General features: G+C 66.4%; 21 protein-coding genes. 9 read left to right on the forward strand and 12 right to left on the reverse strand.

Annotation, left to right across the window (positions count from 1 at the left end):
* Positions 1–59 precede the first annotated feature (59 nt).
* Positions 60–932, forward strand: coding sequence for an NAD(P)-dependent oxidoreductase (locus tag BCY78_RS06440; RefSeq protein WP_068299497.1), 873 nt, complete (start codon positions 60–62; stop codon positions 930–932).
* Positions 929–2620 (forward strand): adenine deaminase, encoded by a 1692-nt coding sequence (gene ade / locus BCY78_RS06445; protein WP_068299499.1) that lies wholly within the window; start codon positions 929–931, stop codon positions 2618–2620. Before BCY78_RS06440 ends, ade begins: the two co-directional genes overlap by 4 nt.
* Positions 2621–2715: 95 nt before the next feature.
* On the opposite strand, the gene BCY78_RS06450 is transcribed toward ade, so the two are convergent.
* Both BCY78_RS06450 and BCY78_RS06455 read right to left on the reverse strand, forming a co-directional pair.
* A complete protein-coding gene (locus BCY78_RS06450; protein ID WP_068299500.1) occupies positions 2716–3510 on the reverse strand; it encodes an RlmE family RNA methyltransferase in 795 nt (264 codons plus the stop codon).
* A 61-nt stretch (positions 3511–3571) separates the two neighbouring features.
* Entirely contained in the window at positions 3572–4723 is a 1152-nt protein-coding gene (locus BCY78_RS06455; protein WP_068299501.1) for a Ppx/GppA phosphatase family protein, read from the reverse strand.
* A gap of 278 nt (positions 4724–5001) precedes the next feature.
* Here BCY78_RS06455 and BCY78_RS06460 point away from each other — a divergent pair, with 278 nt between their 5' ends.
* The 5 genes from BCY78_RS06460 (at position 5002) to BCY78_RS06480 (ending at position 8860) form a co-directional block, all read left to right on the forward strand.
* A complete protein-coding gene (locus BCY78_RS06460; protein WP_068299504.1) occupies positions 5002–5655 on the forward strand; it encodes an outer membrane protein in 654 nt (217 codons plus the stop codon).
* 311 nt (positions 5656–5966) lie between these two features.
* The gene (locus BCY78_RS06465; RefSeq protein WP_068299943.1) at positions 5967–6272 is read left to right on the forward strand and encodes a virulence factor; all 306 of its coding nucleotides are present in this window, start codon (positions 5967–5969) and stop codon (positions 6270–6272) included.
* Positions 6273–6288: 16 nt separating this feature from the next.
* Complete coding sequence (locus BCY78_RS06470; protein ID WP_068299510.1) at positions 6289–7203, forward strand: 5,10-methylenetetrahydrofolate reductase; 915 nt, start codon at positions 6289–6291, stop codon at positions 7201–7203.
* 14 nt (positions 7204–7217) lie between these two features.
* On the forward strand, positions 7218–7883 hold the full coding sequence (locus tag BCY78_RS06475) for an HAD family phosphatase (RefSeq protein ID WP_068299512.1): 666 nt from the start codon (positions 7218–7220) through the stop codon (positions 7881–7883).
* The gene (locus tag BCY78_RS06480) at positions 7880–8860 is read left to right on the forward strand and encodes a methyltetrahydrofolate cobalamin methyltransferase (RefSeq protein ID WP_068299514.1); all 981 of its coding nucleotides are present in this window, start codon (positions 7880–7882) and stop codon (positions 8858–8860) included. The genes BCY78_RS06475 and BCY78_RS06480 overlap by 4 nt, the downstream gene beginning before the upstream one ends.
* A gap of 66 nt (positions 8861–8926) precedes the next feature.
* Here BCY78_RS06480 and BCY78_RS06485 read toward each other — a convergent pair whose 3' ends face one another.
* Together BCY78_RS06485 and BCY78_RS06490 are read right to left on the reverse strand one after the other, a co-directional pair.
* Positions 8927–9382, reverse strand: a complete 456-nt coding sequence (locus BCY78_RS06485; RefSeq protein WP_068299516.1) for a hypothetical protein — start codon at positions 9380–9382, stop codon at positions 8927–8929.
* 103 nt (positions 9383–9485) lie between these two features.
* Positions 9486–10100 (reverse strand): LysE family translocator, encoded by a 615-nt coding sequence (locus BCY78_RS06490; protein WP_068299517.1) that lies wholly within the window; start codon positions 10098–10100, stop codon positions 9486–9488.
* 136 nt (positions 10101–10236) lie between these two features.
* On the opposite strand from BCY78_RS06490, the gene BCY78_RS06495 reads away from it, so the two are divergent.
* Positions 10237–10854, forward strand: a complete 618-nt coding sequence (locus BCY78_RS06495) for a Pr6Pr family membrane protein (protein WP_068299519.1) — start codon at positions 10237–10239, stop codon at positions 10852–10854.
* Between the two features lie 75 nt (positions 10855–10929).
* Positions 10930–11340: a universal stress protein gene (locus BCY78_RS06500; RefSeq protein WP_068299522.1), complete on the forward strand. Its 411-nt coding sequence runs from the start codon at positions 10930–10932 to the stop codon at positions 11338–11340.
* A gap of 34 nt (positions 11341–11374) precedes the next feature.
* On the opposite strand, the gene BCY78_RS06505 is transcribed toward BCY78_RS06500, so the two are convergent.
* From BCY78_RS06505 to pcaD, 8 genes are all read right to left on the reverse strand, one after another.
* Positions 11375–12271, reverse strand: coding sequence for a homocysteine S-methyltransferase family protein (locus BCY78_RS06505; RefSeq protein WP_068299524.1), 897 nt, complete (start codon positions 12269–12271; stop codon positions 11375–11377).
* Positions 12272–12490: 219 nt separating this feature from the next.
* Complete coding sequence (locus BCY78_RS06510; RefSeq protein ID WP_068299526.1) at positions 12491–13294, reverse strand: ABC transporter permease subunit; 804 nt, start codon at positions 13292–13294, stop codon at positions 12491–12493.
* Entirely contained in the window at positions 13294–14178 is an 885-nt protein-coding gene (locus tag BCY78_RS06515; RefSeq protein ID WP_068299945.1) for an ABC transporter permease subunit, read from the reverse strand. Before BCY78_RS06515 ends, BCY78_RS06510 begins: the two co-directional genes overlap by 1 nt.
* Before the next feature lie 188 nt (positions 14179–14366).
* Positions 14367–15503: an ABC transporter ATP-binding protein gene (locus BCY78_RS06520; RefSeq protein WP_068299529.1), complete on the reverse strand. Its 1137-nt coding sequence runs from the start codon at positions 15501–15503 to the stop codon at positions 14367–14369.
* A 58-nt stretch (positions 15504–15561) separates the two neighbouring features.
* On the reverse strand, positions 15562–16653 hold the full coding sequence (locus BCY78_RS06525) for a polyamine ABC transporter substrate-binding protein (protein ID WP_068299532.1): 1092 nt from the start codon (positions 16651–16653) through the stop codon (positions 15562–15564).
* 190 nt (positions 16654–16843) lie between these two features.
* Complete coding sequence (locus BCY78_RS06530; RefSeq protein WP_068299534.1) at positions 16844–18142, reverse strand: NAD(P)H-dependent oxidoreductase; 1299 nt, start codon at positions 18140–18142, stop codon at positions 16844–16846.
* Positions 18139–19347: a TCR/Tet family MFS transporter gene (locus BCY78_RS06535; RefSeq protein WP_068299536.1), complete on the reverse strand. Its 1209-nt coding sequence runs from the start codon at positions 19345–19347 to the stop codon at positions 18139–18141. The genes BCY78_RS06530 and BCY78_RS06535 overlap by 4 nt, the downstream gene beginning before the upstream one ends.
* A gap of 75 nt (positions 19348–19422) precedes the next feature.
* Positions 19423–20217: a 3-oxoadipate enol-lactonase gene (gene pcaD / locus BCY78_RS06540; protein ID WP_068299539.1), complete on the reverse strand. Its 795-nt coding sequence runs from the start codon at positions 20215–20217 to the stop codon at positions 19423–19425.
* Positions 20218–20308: the final 91 nt, after the last annotated feature.

Genomic DNA, 20308 nt, shown 5'->3' on the forward strand with positions numbered 1-20308 from the left:
GTTTCCTATGACTTCGGGCGCGCGAGCGCAATTCAAACGATTTTCAGGAAGGGGCTCCAATGGCCAAGGTTGCATTTCTGGGCTTGGGGGTCATGGGCTATCCCATGGCAGGGCATCTGGCGAAGGCGGGGCACGAGGTGACCGTCTACAACCGCACCTTCGCCAAGGCCGAGAAATGGGTGGCCGAGCATGGCGGCCGCGCCGCCAAGACCCCGCGCGAGGCGGCCGAGGGGCAGGATTTCGTCATGGCCTGCGTCGGCAATGACGACGATCTGGCCGGCGTCTGCCGCGGTGCGGACGGTGCCTTTGCGGGCATGTCGAAGGGCGCGATCTTCGTCGACCACACGACCGTCAGTTCCGGCATCACCCGGACCCTCGCCGGTGAAGGTGCCGAGGCCGGGATCGGTTTCGTCGACGCGCCGGTCTCGGGCGGGCAGGCGGGAGCCGAGAATGGCGTCCTGTCGATCATGTGCGGTGGCTCCGAGGGCGATTATGCCGCGGCCGAGCCGGTGATGCAGGCTTACGGCAAGATCGTCAAACGCATCGGCGAGTCGGGCGCGGGCCAGATCGCCAAGATGATGAACCAGATCTGCATCGCGGGTCTCGTGCAGGGCCTGTCCGAGGCGCTGCGTTTCGGCGAGAAGGCCGGCATGGACGGCAAGGCCGTGGTCGAGGTCATTCAGGGCGGCGCGGCCGGCTCGTGGCAGATGGTCAACCGCCATGCGACGATGCTGGACGGCAAGTTCGACTACGGTTTCGCCGTCGACTGGATGCGCAAGGATCTGGGCATCTGCCTGCAGACCGCCAATGAGATCGGCGCACCGCTGCCGATGACCGCGCTGGTCGACCAGTTCTACAAGGATGTGCAGCAGATGGGCGGCGGGCGCTGGGACACCTCCTCGTTGATCGAGCGTTTGCGGAGGCTGTCGTGAGCCTCGAGACCCGCATCGCCCAAGGGCGCGGCGACGAGCCGGCCGATCTGGTGCTGAAGGGCGGCGTGGTCTGGGACATGGTCACCGGGGCGAAGATCCCCGGTGACGTCGCCATCTGCGGTGACCGGATCGTCGGCATCGGCGCGGAGTATGAGGGCAAGCGGGTCGTCGATGTGACCGGCAAGCTGCTGGTCCCGGGATTCATCGACACGCATCTGCATATCGAGAGCTCTTGCATCACCCCCTATGAATTCGACCGCTGCGTGCTGCCGCGCGGGGTGACGACGGCAATCTGCGACCCGCATGAAATCGCCAATGTCTGCGGGCTGACCGGCATCCGTTACTTCTTGGATGCCTCGGCCCGGACGGTGATGGATATCCGGGTGAACCTGTCCTCCTGCGTGCCGTCCACGCATATGGAGACCTCGGGCGCCATTCTGGAGGCCGAGGATCTGGCGCCGCTGGCCGACCATCCCCGCGTCATCGGGCTGGCCGAATTCATGAACTACCCCGGCGTGATCTATCGCGATCCGGGCTGCATGGCGAAGCTGAAGGCCTTCGAGGGGCGGCATATCGACGGCCATTCGCCGCTGCTGCGCGGCAAGGATCTGAACGCCTATATCTCGGCCGGCATCCGCACCGAGCATGAGAGCACCTCGGCGCCCGAGGCGATCGAGAAGCTGCAGAAGGGGATGCGGGTGCTGATCCGCGAGGGTTCGGTGTCGAAGGATCTGGAGGCCTTGGCCGAGATCCTGACGCCGATCACCTCGGCCTATCTGTGCCTGTGCACCGATGACCGTAACCCGCTGGATATCGCCGAGCACGGGCATCTGGATTACATGATCCGCCGCCTGATCGAAAAGGGCTGCGACCCGTTGGCGGTCTACCGCGCGGCGTCCCTGTCGGCGGCCGAGGCCTTCGGACTGAAGGATCGCGGCCATGTCGCGCCGGGCAAGCGGGCGGATATCGTGGTGCTGGACGACCCCGCGCAATGCCGGGCCGAGATGGTGTTCTGCGGCGGTGTGCTGGCCTCGGACGAGGCCTTTGCCGCGCGCGAGATCATCGAGCCGGTCGCCCGGGGTTCCGTCCATGTTCCGGCATTGAGCGCCGAGAGCTTCCGCTACGCCTCGAACAACCCCGAGACGCCGGTGATCGGCATCTGGCCCGGCAAGATCCTGACCGAGCATCAGACGGTGCAGGTTCCGGCCACCGATGGCGACAAGCGGCCCGACCCGGCGCAGGACCTTGCGCGGATCACGGTGATCGAGCGGCATGGCAAGAATGGCAACATCGCCAATGGCTTCGTGCGGGGATTTGCTTTGAAGCGGGGGGCGATCGCCTCGACCGTCTGCCATGACCACCACAATATCGCGGTGATCGGCGCGGATTATGCGGACATGCAACTGGCGGCCGAGCGGCTGGGTCAGATCGAGGGCGGTTTCGTCGTCGTCGAGGGCGGCAAGGTGCTGGCGGAATTGGCACTGCCAGTGGCGGGGCTGATGTCGCTGGAGCCTTTCGAGCATGTGCGCGACCGGTTGGTCGAGCTGCGCGAGGCGGCGAAATCGCTAGGCGTCGAGCTGGAGGAGCCGTTCCTGCAGCTGGCCTTCGTGGCGCTGCCGGTGATCCCGCATCTGAAGATCACCGATTTCGGCCTCGTCGATGTCGACAAGTTCGAGGTGATCGGCTGAGCGGCTCTCGGTGAAAAGGGAAGGGGGGCTGTCTGCCCCCCTCGTCGCTGCGCTCCTCACCCCCCGAGGATATTTCCGGCACAAAGACGGGGGGCTCAGAGCTCGCTGTCCTCGTCATCGGCCGTGGGCTCTTCAGAGCCATCGGGGGCGCGGAAGCCGAGGGCAACCACGTATTTCTCGGAACTGTCCGAGCGGCTGGCGGGCGGCTTCACGTTGTGGACCTTGGTGAAGCGCCGCTTCAGGAGCTGCTGCAGATCCCCCTCGGCGCCGCCGGCGAGGACCTTGGCGACGAAGGTGCCGCCCGGGGCCAGCACGTCGAAGGCGAAATAGGCGGCGTGTTCGCACAGGGCCATGATGCGCAGGTGGTCGGTCTGCTTGTGCCCCGACGAGGCCGCGGCCATGTCCGACATCACCACATCGGCCTGACCGGCGAGCCAGTCCTTGACCTTGTCATCTGCGCCGTCCTCGAGGAAATCGAGGACATGGGCCTCGGCACCGGCCAGCGTCTCGACCTCCTGCAGGTCGACGCCCAGCACCGTGCCGCGGCGTTTGCCCTTCTTCTCGCCCAACGCATTCACGCGCTCGACCGCGACCTGCAGCCAGCCGCCGGGGGCGCAGCCCAGATCGACCACCCGCGCGCCGGGCACGAGGAAGCGGAACTTGTCGTCGAGTTCGATCAGCTTGAAGGCGGCGCGGCCGCGGAAGCCCTCACGCCGCGCGCGGGCGACATAGGGGTCGTTGAGCTGACGCTCCAGCCAGCGGGTCGAGCTGAGCTTGCGGCCCTTGGCGGTCTTGACCTTGACCTTCAGGTCGCGCTGCCCGCGCCCCGAGGTGTTCTTGGTCCCGCCCGGTTTCGAGCCACCCGATTTTCCCGGCGGAGTCGCCATCATCCTGTCCTTTCGCACGCCCGCCACGGATCGACCGCAGCGGGATGGCTACATAGCGCAAAGGCTACAGCCCCGCCAGCACCCCGTCGCGGGTCATCTGGGCATAAAGCAGCCCTTCGCGCAGCCCTCGGTCCGCGACGGACATCACATCCGTGGGCCAGACCCGCATCAACGCCTGCAGGATCGCCGCGCCCGACATGATCAACCCGTGACGCTCGCGTCCGATACGGGGATCGGTGCGGCGGCCTTCGGGGCCGAGTTGCAGGTAGTCGCGGATCACCTTGTCGATCTGGGTCGAGGTCATGCGCAGCCCGTCGACCTTGTTCCGGTCGTAGCGTTTCAGCCCCAGATACGAGGCCGCCACCGTCGTCACCGTGCCCGAGGTGCCGATGATCTGGAACCCTTCGCGGGGCGCGGGATTCTCGTAGGGCGAGAAGTCCTGCAGCTGTTCCTCGAAATGCCAGGACATCAGCGCGAAACGGGCGGCATCGTCTTCGACATCGGTGAATTGTTCGCGCAGGGTGGCCACGCCCAAGGGCACCGAGATCCAGTCGACGACGCGGGGCGCGCCGGGCTTCACCGGCGGCATCTCAACCGAGCGCAGGCCCAGCTTCACATCGAGGATCGAGCGGCGTCGTTCCTCGGGTGCGACGCCCGAGAGGTCGAGCCACACCAGCTCCGTCGAGCCGCCACCGATGTCGATGACCAGCAGTTGCTCGGTCTCAGCCGCCACGAGGGGCGCGCAGGAAATGACGGCAAGGCGCGCTTCTTCCTCAGCCGGGATGATCTCCAGCCTGAGGCCGGTCTCGCGCTGGACCTTGCGGATGAATTCGCTGGAATTGCGGGCGCGGCGACAGGCCTCGGTCGCGACCAGACGCATGCGGCGCACGGAATGGTCGTCCAGCTTGCGGCGGCAGATGCGCAGGGCCTGCACCGTGCGGGCCATGGGGCCATGACCCAACCGGCCGGTGCTTTCCAGCCCGGTGCCCAGCTCGACGGCGCGAGAGAAGCTGTCGATGACTTCAAATTGCGCGCCGTTGGGCCGCGCAATCAGCATGCGACAGGAATTGGTCCCCAGGTCGAGGGCAGCATAAACCCCCCCATCCGCGGGACTAGTTTGGCGCTTCGGCTCTGTTCCGCCCGGAGTCCGCCCCTTGCGGTTCGGCCTCGACGATTTCGGATGCGCCGCCGCGCCTGCGGGACGCTCGGGCGTCATCGTAACGCCCTCCATTTCGTGTTACCCCCACCCTAAAGATGGGCCCGGTCGCGCGCAAGGGATCGAAACGCGACGGCAGGCTATCGACGGGGCTCACACCAAGCCCGGCGCGCCTCGCCCTGAGTCACGAGGTGGTGAACAGGCGGGAGTGCGCCTAGCGGCCTTTGGCTCAAGGCCAGACCGCGCAACCTTTTGGGGGAACCTTCCGCGCTTCGTTGCGTTATCTCGTCAATCAAGGGGCAACAGGCCCCGCTTTGGGAAATGACGGGAGAATACCGATGAAAACCCTTCTTGCGACCGCCGCTGCCGCAACCGTTCTGGGCACTGCCGCCTTTGCTTCGGGCCCGGTGGCCCCGGCGCCTTACGTGGCCCCGGTGACTGTTGCTCCGGTGGCGACCTATGACTGGACCGGTGCCTATGCCGGTGCCGGTGTCACCTACGGCCGTATGGGCATGGACACCAACGGCGGCGCGCTGGACTACCCGGACGCGACCGGCTGGGGTGGCAGCGTCATCGCTGGTTACAACTGGCAGCAGGGCAACATGGTCTACGGTGGTGAAGTCGCGCTCGACTTCTCGAACCGCGATGGCAGCAACGATTGCGGTATCGCCGGTCAAAGCTGTGACAGCTTCGCCGACCACCAGGCCTCGATCCGTGGCCGCGTCGGTTATGCCATGGACCGCTCGCTGATGTTCATGACCGTGGGCTATGGCTCTGACTCGCGCTCGGTGCGCACCTCGGTCGCCGGTGGCGACGGTGCCCGCTTCACCGGCCCGATGCTGGGTGTCGGCTACGAGCAGGCCGTCGGCAATGGCGACTGGACCATGCGCGGTGACCTTGAGCACTACTTCTACGGCGACGAAGACCTGAACGGTGTCACCACCGACGGCGATTCGAGCCTCGTGCGCTTCTCGCTGATCCGTCGCTTCTGATCGGCGACGATCCCTGAACATCACCGGGTTTCCCTGAACCCGCTCGACCGCCCCGGATCCTGTCCGGGGCGGTTTTTTCGTATCCGAGGATGCCGGCGCCTATCCGACACGGATCGCCCACGGATCGCCCGCACCTCATGATGTGCGTGAGGATTTTTCACATCCGGCCCGCTGGCCAAGCGGGGCGCGCGGCTGGTATCACTCGCGTCGCAAGCCGCCGGGGCCATGTCGCATTCAAAGCGGTGACAGAGGCCGCGACGGGTCACAAACGGGGAAACCCAGCAGGAGCGCGCCGCATGTCCGACGAAGTGATGCAACCCGTGACCATCGTCTATTGGCGCGACATCCCCGCGCAGGTGATCGTCGGCAAGGGCCGGCGTGGCGCCAAGGTGCAGCTGCCCGAACGCTTCGAACAGGCGATCGACCGTTGCGCGATGAAGGTCGGCGCCCGCGATACCGACAGCTACCTGTCGGAATGGCGCAAGGGCGACCCCTACGATGTCGCTGGCGACCAGCAAGAGGTCGCCCGCGCCGAGGCCGCACGGCTGGAACAGGACTACGACGCAGAGACGATCAAGGCGCTGATTGCCAACGACGGCTGGCAAGCGCGTGGCTAATCTCTGGGAGGTTTTCATGGCTCTGTTCCCCTTTGGCCGCAAGGCCGCCCCTGCCGCGACCGGCTCGGAAGCGCTGGCCGCGTTCCTCAACGGTTATTCCATCGAGGTGATGCCCCGCACGGCTGAGAAGGTTGCCGATTTCCGCACCCTTCTGCCCGCTGGCACCCGCGTCTACATCGCCCATATCGAGGGCACGCCGATCGAGGAAATGGCCGCCACCGCCAAGCGCCTGCGTGAGGAAGGCTACGAGCCGATGCCGCACTTCCCGGCCCGGATCATCGCCGACCGCGCGATGCTGGCCGATTGGGTCGCGCGCTATCAGGGCGAGGCCGGCGTGAAGCAGGGCCTGATCCTGGCCGGCAACCCGCAAAAGCAGCTGGGCGCCTTCGATTCGTCCATGCAGCTGCTGGAATCGGGCTGCTTTGATGGCTTCGAGCGTCTGCATGTCGCCGGTCACCCGGAAGGCAACAAAGACATCGACCCCGATGGCTCGGACCGCATGATCATGGAAGCCGCGCGCTGGAAGCAGGCGTTCTCCGAGCGCACCGACGCGAAGATGGCCATGGCCACGCAATTCTGCTTCGAGGCCGGTCCGGTGATCGACTGGGTCAACAACCTGCGCGCCAACGGCATCGACCTGCCGGTGCATATCGGCGTGGCCGGTCCCGCCAAGCTGCAGACGCTGATCAAGTTCGCCATCGCCTGCGGTGTCGGCCCCTCGCTGAAGGTGCTGCAGAAGCGCGCGATGGATGTCTCGAAGCTGCTGCTGCCCTACGAGCCCGACGAGTTCCTGCAGGCGCTGGCCGAGCACAAGGCCGCGAACCCGGACTTCGGCATCGAGTCGGTGCACTTCTTCCCGCTGGGCGGCATCAAGACGAACGCCGAATGGACCCACCGTCACGGCCAGCGCCCCGTGCGCGACGCCGCCTGAGGATTCGGAACTCTATGCCCCGCACCGCGCTGCTCTTCGATCTTGACGGCACGATGCTGCACACGGATCCGATCCACTATCAGATCTATGTGGAGCTGATGGCGGCGCGGGGCATCCAGATCGACGAGGCCTTCTACAACGCCCATGTCCACGGCCGGATCAATTCCGATGTGTTCCGCGAGTTCCTGCCCGAGGAGACGGACCCGCAAGGCCTGTCCGACGCCAAAGAAGCCGAGTTCCGTCGCCGCCTGCCGCGCCCCTATCCCGCGATGCCCGGCCTGACCGCGCTGCTGGACCGGGCCGAGGCTGCGGGCCATGCGATGGCCGTGGTCACGAATGCCAATCCGCTCAATGCCGAGGCCATGCTGCAGGCCATCGGTGAGCGGTCACGCTTCGATATCGTCATCAGCGGCGAGAAATGTGCCCGCGGCAAGCCGCATCCCGATCCCTATCTGACGGCGATGGACCGCCTCGCCATTGCGCCCGAACTCTGCATTGCCTTCGAGGACAGCCCCGCCGGCATCCGCTCGGCCCGTGACGCCGGTGCACGGGTGATCGGTATCCGCTCGTCCCTGTCCCATGACGCCCTCATTGCTGCTGGCGCCCATGCCAGCATCCAAGATTTCACCGATCCCGCGCTCGAGCAGCATCTCGAACGCCCAGAAGGAGCCCTGCCATGACCCGTACCGTCCTCGAATCCGCCACCAAGACGGTGGTCATCGGCTTTGACGAGCCGTTCTGCGTGATCGGCGAGCGCATCAACCCGACCGGCCGCAAGAAGCTGGCCGCCGAGCTGGAGCTGGGCGATTTCTCGACCGTCGAGAAGGACGCGCTGGAGCAGGTCGTCTGCGGGGCCACCGTGCTCGACATCAACTCGGGCGCCGTGTTCTCGAACAAGATGGCCGAAGATCCGCGCTATGCCGACAACAACTTCGTCGAGCCGCCGCTGATGAAGCAGCTGGTCGAGGTCGTGCAGGCCGTCACCGACGTGCCGCTCTGCATCGACAGCTCGGTTCCCGGCGCGCTGGAAGCCGGCCTGATGGCCGCCAAGGGCCGTCCCTTGCTGAACTCGGTCACCGGCGAGGAAGAGCGTCTGGAACTGGTCCTGCCGCTGGTCAAGAAATACAACGTGCCGGTCGTGGCGATCTCGAACGACGACACCGGCATCTCGGAAGACCCCGATGTCCGCTTCGCCGTGGCGAAGAAGATTGTCGAGCGCGCCGCTGATTTCGGCATCCCCGCGCATGACATCGTCGTCGACCCGCTGGTGATGCCGATCGGCGCCATGGCGACCGCCGGCCATCAGGTCTTCGCGCTGGTCCGCCGTCTGCGCGACGAGCTGGGCGTGAACACCACCTGCGGCGCCTCGAACATCTCGTTCGGCCTGCCGAACCGTCACGGCATCAACGGCGCCTTCCTGCCCATGGCCATCGGCGCCGGCATGACCTCGGCGATCATGAACCCCGTGCGTTCGCAGGAGATGGAGGCGATCCGCGCCGCCAACCTGCTGATGAACCACGATCCGAACGGCGGCGAGTGGATCCGTCTGGCCAAGGTGCTGGAAGCGATGAAGGAAGGCGCGACCTTCGCCGAAGCCTCGTTGGCTGCGCAGGCCTCGGCCTCGGGCCGTCGCGGTGGTCGTCGCGGCCGCGGCTGATCTCAGCCCCTCACAATGAACAACGGGCGCCCTTTCAGGCGCCCGTTTGCGTTCAAGACCTAGGTCTCACCCGCGCGGCAGGGCGATGATCGCGCGGCCGTCCAGATCGGCGACCTCGACATGATCGTCGAACCAATGCCAGGCCACGTCATGGCAATCGGCCGAGAAGACGGGCGTCGCCAGCGTCTCGCCAGTGGCAAGGTCGACAACAGCGTTGCGGATCACCGTCACCAGCTGCGAGGTGCCGGGATCGCCCGAGAAATACTGCAACAGCGCGATCCGGCCGCCGTAGCGGGGCAGCACTACGAAATCCAGAACGCGCGGGATCACCGGCGCATCGGTCAGCAGCGGAATTTCCAGATCGGGATGGGTTTCGCTGACGGCGGTGAAGGCGAAATTCTCGCCCTCGACGACGTACCAACCGACGGCTGAATCACTCGGCTGCGGCAGATCGCATTCCGCCCCGGCGGCCGAGGCAAACCCGACGAGGGCCAGAGAAAAGGCTGTCGCGAAGCTTTTCATCGGCCCGTCCTTTCGTCGCCCTCTGCACCATGGGGCCGAGTCTGCGCAACTCGGCCTCAGGATTCAACCGGCGCGGGCACGGGAACGCCCCCGATGCGCGGGATCACGCCTTTGCGGCGATGGCGGCAGCAGCCCCGCCCATCACGGCAGCACTGAGGCGATTGGACAGCCGGACCGCGCGCGGGGTTTTCAGGAAGGCCCGCGCCCGATGCGCCATCAACATCCACAGCCCATCCGCCACGGCCAGCACCACCACGGCCACCGCCGCCAGCGAGGCCGCCGCGCTGAAGCCCGCCACCGGCAGCTCAATGAGCGAGGGCAGCAGGGCGAGGTAGAACACCATGATCTTCGGATTGCCCATGGTCAGCGCCAGTCCCGCGCCGAACATCGACAGGGCCGAGCCCTTCTTCGGCAGCTCCTTGCCCGCCGTGTCGGCCGGCGCGCGCCACATCTGCACGGCCATCCACACCAGATAGGCCACGCCCGCCCATTTCAGCACAGCAAATCCCGCCTGAAAGGTCTGCGCCAGCGTCGTCAGGCCGGTCAGCGCCATGGACAGCCAGATCACCTCGCTCACCCACATCGCCGCCACGAAGGGCAAGACATCCCGCCAGCCGCGCGACAGGACGCGGGCCACCAGCGCCGCAATCGACGGCCCGGGCGAGCCGGCGGCGATGAACAGGGCGAGGGCGAAAACGGACAGTGACAGAAGATCCACGGCAAACTCCTCCAACTTGGCCCGCCAGCTTGGCCGCGCCCCAACGGCATTGCAAGCCGGGTCGCGGTTTCCCATGTGCTTCGCGCCCCGCGCAGGCTATCCTGTCCCGGTTCACGCGTTCCCCGGAGTGCCGCCGATGTCCCGTCCCAATGCCCGCAACCTCGCCGGAGCGGTCGCCCTCGTGGCTGTCGCATCGCTGGCCACGCAATACGTCGTCTCCAACGCGCGGCCCGGCATGGGCGACCCGCTGACCACCCTGTGGTCACTGGCGCGCTATTTCACCATCCTGACCAATGCCTTGGTGGCCATCGGCTTCGGCGCTTATGCCATGGGCCGGCGGCCGTCGGACCGGACAATGGCGGGGATCGTACTGGCCATCGGCCTCGTGGGGGTGGTCTATCACCTGCTGCTGGCCCCGTCCTCGCCCCTGCAGGGGCTCGATTTCTGGGCCGATCTGGGCCTGCATACGCTGGTGCCGCTGGGGGCGGTCGGCTGGTGGCTGGGTTGGGGCGGCAAGGGCCTGCATCTGCGCGATTTGCCCTATTGGGTGGTCTGGCCGCTGGCCTATTGCGCCTATGCCCTGATCCGGGGCGCGGTGGACGGGCGCTATCCGTATTTCTTCCTCGATCTGGGCACGCATGACGTGGCCTTCGTCGCCACCTATGTCGCCGGGATCAGCGGTGGGTTCCTCGGCGCCGGACTGGCGATGCTGGTGCTGGCGCGCAGCCTGCGCGCGGTGGGGATCTCGCGCTAAGGGCTTGACGCAGATCAACGTGGGCGCCGATGCTGGGGGCTAAGGTCACCTCACACGCGAACACGGGAGTTGAGCATGTACAAGCACATCATCGTCGCCGTTGACCTCAGCCATGGCGCCGCCGGCAAGGCGCTGATCGTCAAGGCCGTCGACCTTCTGGACGAGGGCGGGGTCATCCGTCTGCTGCATGTCCTCGAGGACGTTCCCAGCTATATCGCCGCCGAGCTGCCGCGCGATCTGAACGACCGCCGTCAGGCCGAGGCCAAGGTCGAGCTGACGCTTCTCGCCGACGGCGTCGCCGCCGATGTCCAGAGCGAGATCCGCACCGGCGCCGCCGCCAGCCAGATCCTGCAATGCGCCGATGACAATGGCGCGGATCTGGTGATGATCGCCTCGCACCGTCCGGGCCTGAGCGATTATTTCATCGGCTCGACCGCCGCACGCGTCGTGCGTCACGCACAATGCTCGGTGCTGATCTCTCGCTGATCAAGACGGGGCCGGAGATCCCGGCCCCTGCCACTCAGGCGATCTTATAGCCTTCGTCGCGCAGACGCGCGGCCACGGCGGCGATATGCGCCGGGCCGATCTCGCAGCAGCCGCCGACCAGCGTCGCGCCCTGCCGCACCCAGCCCATGATGAATTCCGCATAGCGATCGGGCGTCATCTCCGGTCGCGGTGACAGGGCGTCCACCGTCGGGCTGTCCTTCAGGAACTCCGAGGTGATCTGCGTGAAGCCGTTGGCATAGGCGCCGAAGGGCTTGCCGAAACGCGCCAGCACCGGCATCGCCTGATCCATCGCCTCGGGGGCCGAGCAATTGGCCAGCACTGCGTCGACCCCGGCAACCAGCGGCGCCAGATCCGCCACATCCTCGCCAGAGCGCAATTTGCGGCCATCCTCATCATCCACGGTGACCGACAGCCACAACGGCTTGGTCGGCGCCCCTTGCCGCGCACCCTCGATCAGCGCCGCGGCATGGGCAAGCGAGGCGACACTCTCCCCCAATAGCACATCGACCCGCGGGGCGAGGATTGCCGCCACCTCGGCATATTTCGCGACGGCCTCGGCATGTGGCGGCAGGGTATCCGGCCGATAGGACGCCACCAGCGGCCCCATCGACCCCGCCAACAGGCCACGCCCCTGCGCATCCCGCGCACGCTCGGCCTCGCTCAGCGCCGCGTCGTAGAGCGCTGCAAAGCGGTGATCGAGGGCCACCTTCACCAGCCGGTCGTGGTGGATCGCATAGGTATTGGTCGTCGCGAGGCTCGCGCCGGCGGCGAAGTAATCCGCGTGGATCGCCTGCACCATGCCGGGATGATCCATCATCACCCGCGTGGCCCAAAGCGGCGTGGGCTCATCGCCCGAGCGGCGGACCAGCTCCTGTCCCATCCCGCCATCCATCAAGGTAATCGTGGTCATTGCTACGCCCCGAAAAGAACTCCCGCGTTCCATGCGCCGCGAGACCGCCACCAACAGGCGATGGAATGACGCTATGCGCCGTCTACGTCCCGCTCACCATCCGAAATCCGCACAGAAACGGGCGCCACGTCGACGCCGCCCCCCTCATCTTCGTTCTGAAAGTATCCTCGGGGGGTGAGGAGCGCAGCGACGAGGGGGGCAGACAGCCCCCCTGCTTCCTTACCGCATCCGCTTGGACTGCCGCATCAGCAACACGCCCGCCACGGTGACCGCAAGCGCCACGATGCCGATGATGATCGTCGCCAGCGCGTTCACATCCGGGCTCACCCCCAGGCGCACCTTCGAGAAGATCACCATCGGCAGCGTCGAGGCGCCGGGCCCCGAGACGAAGCTCGCGATCACCAGATCGTCCAGCGACAGCGTGAAGGCCAGCAACCAGCCCGAGACGAGGGCCGGGGCGATCACCGGCAGGGTGATGTCGAAGAACACCCGCACCGGCCCCGCACCGAGGTCGCGCGCGGCTTCCTCGAGGCTTTCGTCCATGTCCCGCAGCCGCGACTGGGCGATGACGGCGACATAGGCGGCGGTGAAGGTCGCGTGGGCGATGATCACCGTCAGCATGCCCCGGCCAGCGGGCCAACCCAAGACGCCCTCCATGGCGACGAAGAGAAGCAGCAGCGACAGGCCGATGATCACCTCGGGCATGACCAGCGGGGCGGTGATCATGCCGGTCATCAGCAACTTGCCCCGGAACTTGCCGAAGCGGGTCAGCACGAAGGCCGCCAGCGTGCCCATCACCGTGGCGATGGAGGCGGCCCAGGCCCCGACCTTGAGGCTGATCCAGGCCGCGCCCAGCATCTGCCCGTCGTCCAGAAGTTCCCCGTACCAGCGCGTCGAGAAGCCGCCCCAGACGGTGACCAACCGGCTTTCGTTGAACGAGAAGATCACCAGCGAGACGATCGGTGCATAGAGGAAGGCAAAGCCCAGCGTGGCCACGATGGGCAGGAACCAGCCGCGTTTCATCAGTCGCGCTCCTCTTGCCGGTTCTGCACCGATTGCAGCCACATGGTGGGGGCGACGACGAGGAACAGCATGACGATCGCCACGGCCGAAGCCACGGGCCAATCGCGCGCCGAGAAGAACTCGTCCCACAGCGTCCGGCCGATCATCAGCGTATCGGGCCCGCCGAGCAGCGCCGGGATCACGTATTCGCCAATGGCCGGGATGAAGACCAGCATGGAGCCCGCGATGATCCCCGGCATGGACAGGGGCAGCGTCACGGTCAGGAAGGTGACCGAGGGGCGCGCGCCAAGGTCGCTGGCGGCTTCCAGCAGCGCGTCATCGAGCTTCACGAGGTTGGCGTAGAGCGGCAGGATCATGAAGGGCAGGTAGGTGTAGACGATGCCGATATAGACGGCGAAATCGGTCTGCATCATCACCAAGGGCTCGTCGATAACACCGAGCCACATCAGCACGTTGTTGATGACCCCCTCGCGGCGCAGGAACCCGATCCACGCATAGACCCGCAGCAGGAACGAGGTCCAGAACGGCAGGATCACCAGCAGCAGCAGGATCGACCGCCGCGGCTCGGGCGAGCGGGCGATGTAATAGGCGATGGGATAGCCCAGCAACAGCGCGAAGATCGTCGAGATAAAGGCGACCTTGATCGACGACAGATAGGCATTGAGATAGAGCGCATCGCCGAGGATGAAGCGGTAGTTTTCGAGGCTGGCGATGATCTCCAGATTGCCGTCGCGATCGGTTTCCCACAGCGGCGAATAGGGCGGGCGGGCAATCATCGTCTCGGCCAGCGAGATCCGGCCCAGCACGAAGAACGGCACCAGAAAGAAGACGAAGAACCACAGAAGCGGGATGGCGATGACCATCCAGCGGTCCGACCAGCCCATGCGCCGCGAGATCAGGAAGTAGACGAAGGCGGGCGCGATGATGAGAAAGAGCGCGGCTTGCAGTCCGGGCGGCAGCGCGAGCCAGCCGACGAACAGCGCCCCGGCCAAACCCGCGAGACCCGCTGCCAGCATGGTCAGCGGCTTGTAGCGCCGGGGCTTCGGCGCACCCTGGCTTTGCGGGTCAGGGCTCATTGCGTCAGCACCCGGAAATCGCTGGGCTCGAAGCCGACATGGACCTGCTCGTCCCAGGTGATCGGCGTGTCGCGACGCGATTCATTGGCCTGCGTCACGCGGATCAGACGGCCATTGGCCAGCCGCACCACATACGACGACATATGGCCGACATAGCCCATGTCCTGCACCACGCCGGGCACGGAATTGGCGATGTCGGGGCGTGGCTCGCGGGTCAGCCAGACGCGCTCGGGGCGGATCGCCAACCAGACGGTCTGGCCTTGCGTCAGCCCGGCGGTCGGCGGCACCACCACGGGGCCGAGGTCGTCGGTCTCGACCCGCATCAGGTCCGGCGCGGCGGGGCCGGCCTTGCCTTCGATCAGGTTCACCGAGCCGATGAAATCCGCGACGAAGCGGGACTTCGGCGTCTCATAGATCTCGCGCGGCTCGCCGACCTGCGTGATCACGCCCTCGGTCATCACGCCGATACGGGTGGCGAGCGTCATCGCCTCGTCCTGGTCGTGGGTCACGACGATGAAGGTCACGCCCAGCGTTTCCTGAATATTCACCAGCTCGAACTGGGTCTCCTCGCGCAGCTTCTTGTCCAGCGCGCCGAGGGGTTCGTCGAGCAGCAGCAGCTTCGGCTGTTTCGCCAAGGCGCGGGCAAGGGCCACGCGCTGCCGCTGGCCGCCGGACAGCTGATGCGGCTTGCGGCTGGCGAATTTCTCCAGCTTCACCAGCTTCAGCATCTCGCCCACGCGCTCATAGGCCTCGGCCTTGGACTTGCCTTCGCGCAGAAGGCCATACGCGATGTTCTTTTCGACCGACATATGCGGGAACAGCGCATAGCTCTGGAACATCATGTTCGTCGGCCGCTTGTCGGCGGGAACGCCCGCCATGTCCTGCCCGTCGATCAGGATCTGCCCCGCCGTGGGGGTCTCGAAGCCCGAGAGCATGCGCAGGAGGGTCGACTTGCCGCAGCCCGATCCGCCCAGAAGGCAGAACAGCTCGGATCGGTACACATCGAGGCTGACATCATCGACCGCGGTAAAGTCACCGAACCGCTTGGTGACATTGCGGATCGAGATGAACGGCTTGGCTGCGGGGTCCCGCCACGGTTTGGTATTCGCGGCAAGTGCCGGGTTGCTGGTCATCGAAACGCCTTTGCCGAAGGAAAATGCCCCGCCCGAGGGTACGGGCGGGGCTGGTAGGTTACTGACCGGTCCGCACGCGGGTCCAAAGGCGCGTGATCAGGCGGTCGGTCCGGCTGTCATGCGGGCGCAGGGTCCAGAAATTGGCCTGGGTTTCCGCCGGCGGGTAGATGGTCGGATCGTTCAGCACTTCTTCGTCGATGAACTCGTTCGAGGCAGCGACAGCGTTCGGATAGGCGACGTAGTTGGTGTTCGCCGCAGCGACATGGGCGTCCATCATGAAGTTGATGAAAGCATGGGCCGCTTCCGGGTTCGGCGCATCGGCGGGGATCGCCATCATGTCGAACCACAGGTTCGCGCCCTCTTTCGGGATCACATAGGCCACTTCGACGCCGGTGCCGGCTTCCTCGGCACGGGCCGCCGCCTGCAGCACGTCACCCGACCAGCCGACCGCCACGCAGATCTCGCCATTGGCAAGGTCCGAGATGTATTGCGACGAATGGAAATAGCGCAGCGAGGGGCGGATGGTGTCCAGCATCGCCACGGCCTGCTCAAGGTCCGCCTCATCGGTCGAGAGCGGGTCGAGGCCGAGGTAGCGCAGGGCCGCCGGCAGGATCTCGGTGTGGTCGTCGAGGAAGGCGATGCCGCAATCCGCCAGCTGCGAGGCGATCTCGGGATCAAACACGAGGCTCCAGCTGTCGACGACGTAATCCTCGCCCAGACGCTCGGCCACGGCGGCGGTGTTGTAGCCGATGCCGGTGGTGCCCCACATGTAGACGACGGCATGCTCGTTGCCCTCGTCGAAGGAGGAGGCGAGGCCCATCAGATGCTCGTCGAGGTTCGACCAGTTCGGCAGCAGCTCGCGGTTCAGCGGCTGGTAGATGCCGGCTGCGATCTGGCGCTGCAGGTAGTTGCCGGTCGGCACGACCACGTCAAAGCCCGACGAGCCGCCCAGCATGCGCGCTTCCAGCGTGTCGTTCGAATCATAGACGTCGTAGTTGACGGTGATCCCGGTCTCGGCGGTGAATTGCTCGAGGGTTTCCTCGGCGATGTAGTCCGACCAGTTGTAGACGTTGACGACCTGCTGGGCCTGGGCCAGGCCGGTCGTCGAGGCCAGCGCGACCAGGGCGGTCGTCGTCAGCATTGTGCGCATGGATTTCTCTCTCCGTTGGGCCCCTTGCGGGGGTTCTGTTGGCTGGACTCTGAAGGTCCTTGGCCAAAAGTCTGCGAAAATATGATCAAAACCTCAAGCAAGGATTTTTCCCGCACCCCGGACCCGAGGGCTGGACGACTCGTCCAGCCCGCGAACGCGCATGCCAATGGCAAGGACGTTATCCAGTGCCTCAGGAAGCGGCAAGCATCTCGCGACGCAGGAGAACTCCGGTCTGGGATTCGTCCAGATCGACATCCGCCATGCCCAGAATTTCGCCTTTTGCCACGTCCCGGCGCAGTCGAACGCGATGGGCCAGACCGATCGGCAAAGACGCGTTCCGGGCCGAGGTTTCCGCAGGGCACGCCTTGCCCCAGACGGTGTAGCCGCCTTCGCCATCCAGCATCTCACCGGCCCTCAGGTCGCGCTTGGCGACCGCCACGGCATCGCCCCGCCATTCCCGTGTCTGGCCCGTGGCCTCGCCCCGCAGCGCGGCCGAGAGGACGCTGACCGACAGTTCCATGCCGATCAGGTGGAAGGGTTTGTACATCGCCGCATATTGCCCGGTTTCATCCGTCGGCAGGCCGTATTGCTTGAAGCAGGCAGCGGCGTAGTCACTTTGCGCCTTCAAGACGACATAGACGCCCCAGCGCAGGTCGCGGAACACGGGCCGCCCGTCGCGCTCCAGGGACGAGACCACCTCGACCATCCCGTCACGCTTCAGCTGCCCGCCGACCGAGCTGGGCCGGAGGATACGCGCGAGGTCATCGACGCCGCAGGGCGGGAAGGCAAGGCCGTCCTCCGGGACATCCAGCCCGCAGGCATTGGCGATTGCCGCCATCTCGATCGCCGATTTCGTGCCGTCGAGGAACGAGTTGAACATCTGCGGGTTCATCCCCGCCTTGGCCGCTTCCTCGGGCGTGAGGCCGTAATGCGGCCAGACGCCATCCGGCGTCACCGAATGGTAGATCGGCAGGTACTTCGTACCCTTGCCGGCCGCGGCGACCTCGAACCCCGTGGCGCGGGCCCAGTCGACCATCTCGCTGACCAAAGCCGGCTGATCGCCATAGGCCATGGAATAGACCAGCCCCGCCGCGCGCGCCTGCTTGGCCAGCACGGCGCCCGCCAGCACATCGGCCTCGACATTGACCATGACCACATGCTTGCCGCCATCTAAGGCGGCGCGGGCGTGGTTGAGGCCCGCCTCGGGCGCGCCGGTCGCCTCGATCACCACATCCGTCTGGGCCTGCGCCAGCTCCAGCCCGTCATCGATGAATTGCGTCGCGGCGATGCGCTCGTCGCTCCAGCCCACCGCGCGGCAGGCGGCGCGGGCGCGCTCGGGGTCCAGATCGGCGATATGGCTGACGGTCAGCCCGGCGATATGCGGCACCTGCGCCAAGAACATCGAGCCGAATTTCCCCGCGCCGATCAGGGCGGCGCGGACGGGTTTGCCGTCTTCCCCGCGGGTGCGGGCCAAGGTGGACAGGTTCATGCAAAGCTCCCCTCTTTGCGGCGGCGCATGAGGATCAGCGCCATCAGATTCAAGGCCGCCGGGATGGCGAACACCAACCCCGGCAGGTCGATCCAGGCCCCATCGCCCGAAACGCGGGCAAAGACCTGAGTGTAAAGGATCGGCGCCACGATCATGCCCATCGCATGCAATGAGGACAGCGCGCCCTGCAGCTCGCCCTGTTGGTCGGCGGCGGCGCGGTCCGACATCTCGGCGCGCAGGGCAGGGTTCACCAATCCCGACAGCGCCGAGATCGGGATCATCACCAACGCCAGCGCGCCGTTTTCCACGAAGACCAGCACCGAGAAGGACAGGATCGCCGCCAGCGTCCCCAGCATCATCGCCCCCCGGCGTCCGAGGTGGCGGATCGCCGGGCGGATCAGCACGCCCTGCACCACGACCGCGCCGACGCCGTACCACGCCAGCGACAGGCCGACCTGTCCGGGTGTCCAGCCGAAGCGGGCGGTGGCGAAATAGGCCCAGACGACCGGGTAGACGACGAAGGCGAATTCAAACGCCGTGTAGATCGACAGGTAGCGCCCCAGACCCGGCAGATGGGTGATCGCCCGGAAGGCGCCGAACGGGTTGGCCCGGCGCCAGTTGAAGGGGCGGCGATGCTCGGGCCGCAGGCTTTCGCGCATGACCAGCGCCCCGAAGGCAAGGTTCAGCGCGGTGATCGCCGCGGCGCCGATAAAGGGCGCGCGGGTGCCGTATTCGGCCAGCAAGCCACCGACCGCCGGCCCGAGGATGAAGCCGAAGCCATAGGCCGCGCCAATGAGACCAAAGCGCTGGGCCTTCTCCTCGGGCGTGGAGATGTCGGCGACATAGGCGGTGGCGGTCGAATAGGTGGCGGAGGTGATGCCGTTGACCAGCCGGGCTAGCAGGATCAGCCAGACCGTCCCGGCCAGCGCGAGGATCACGTAATCCCCGGCCAGCACCAGCAGCGACAGCAACAGGATCGGCTTGCGCCCGAAGCGATCCGACAGGTTCCCCAGCACCGGTCCGAACAGGAACTGCATCACCGCGAAGCCGCCCGTCAGCACGCCGCCCCAAAGCGCCGCATGGGACAGATCCTCGCCCGTCACCTCGCGCAGAAGGTCGGGCATGACCGGCATGATCAGGCCGAAGCCGATGGCGTCCAGCACCATGGTGGTCAGGATGAACAGCACGGGCAGGGATCGGCGCATTGGCGGCCTCAGGGCTACATTTTCAACGAAGGGGTCAGGAATTTGGAGGAAAACCCTGACCAAACTATCACTTTCTCAACTTTGTAGATGTCCCGTGTCGCGCAGGAAGCCGGCCAGCGCCTCGGCATAGGCGTCGGGTTGATCGACGCAGGGCAGATGGCCGGCACCCCGGATCAGCTGGAAGCGCGAGCCGGGGACCAGCTCGGCGGTCTCGCGCACCAGATCCGGCGGCGTCGAGCCATCCTCGGAGCCGGCGATGGCCAGCAGCGGCAGGCGCAGACCCGAGGTCGGGGTGTAGAAATCCGTGCCCGAGATCGCATTGGCGCAGCCGACATAACCCTGCAGCGGCGTGCGGGTCAGCAGGTGGCGCCAAGCCGTGACCTCGGCGGTCTCGCGGAAGGCGCGGGGGAACCAGCGCTCCAAGGTGGCATCGGCGAGGGCCTCGATCCCCTCGGCCTCGAGCGTGGCGATGCGCTGCCGCCAGACATCCGCATTGCCGATCTTGGCGGCGGTGTTGGACAGGACCAAAGCGCGCACCAGATCCAGCCGCTTCACCGCAAGCCCCTGCGCCACCAGCCCGCCGATCGACAGGCCCACGACCATCGCGTCCTTCAGCGCGAGGTGATCCATCAGCCGCTCGGCATCGCGCACCAGCGCACCCATGGAGTAGGCGCCGCCGGGGGCATCCGACAGCCCATGCCCGCGCAGCGAATAGCGCAGCACCCGCAGGCCCCGCGGCAGCAGCGGCACCAGCTTGTCCCACAGCCGCAGATCGGTCCCCAGCGCGTGGATCAGCACCAAAGGCGGCCCCTCGGGATCGCCGGACAGCTGGTAGTGCAGGCGAATGTCGCCCAGATCGGCCATGTGCATCTGAAATCTCCCTTGGTGCCCAACATCGGCAGTTTTCGCGTCCTCGGCAAGCGACCTTGGCGCCATGACCTTGAACAGGCGGGGCAAAGTT

It is taken from the genome of Pararhodobacter sp. CCB-MM2 (genome assembly GCF_001691415.1).
GTDB lineage: Bacteria > Pseudomonadota > Alphaproteobacteria > Rhodobacterales > Rhodobacteraceae > Pararhodobacter.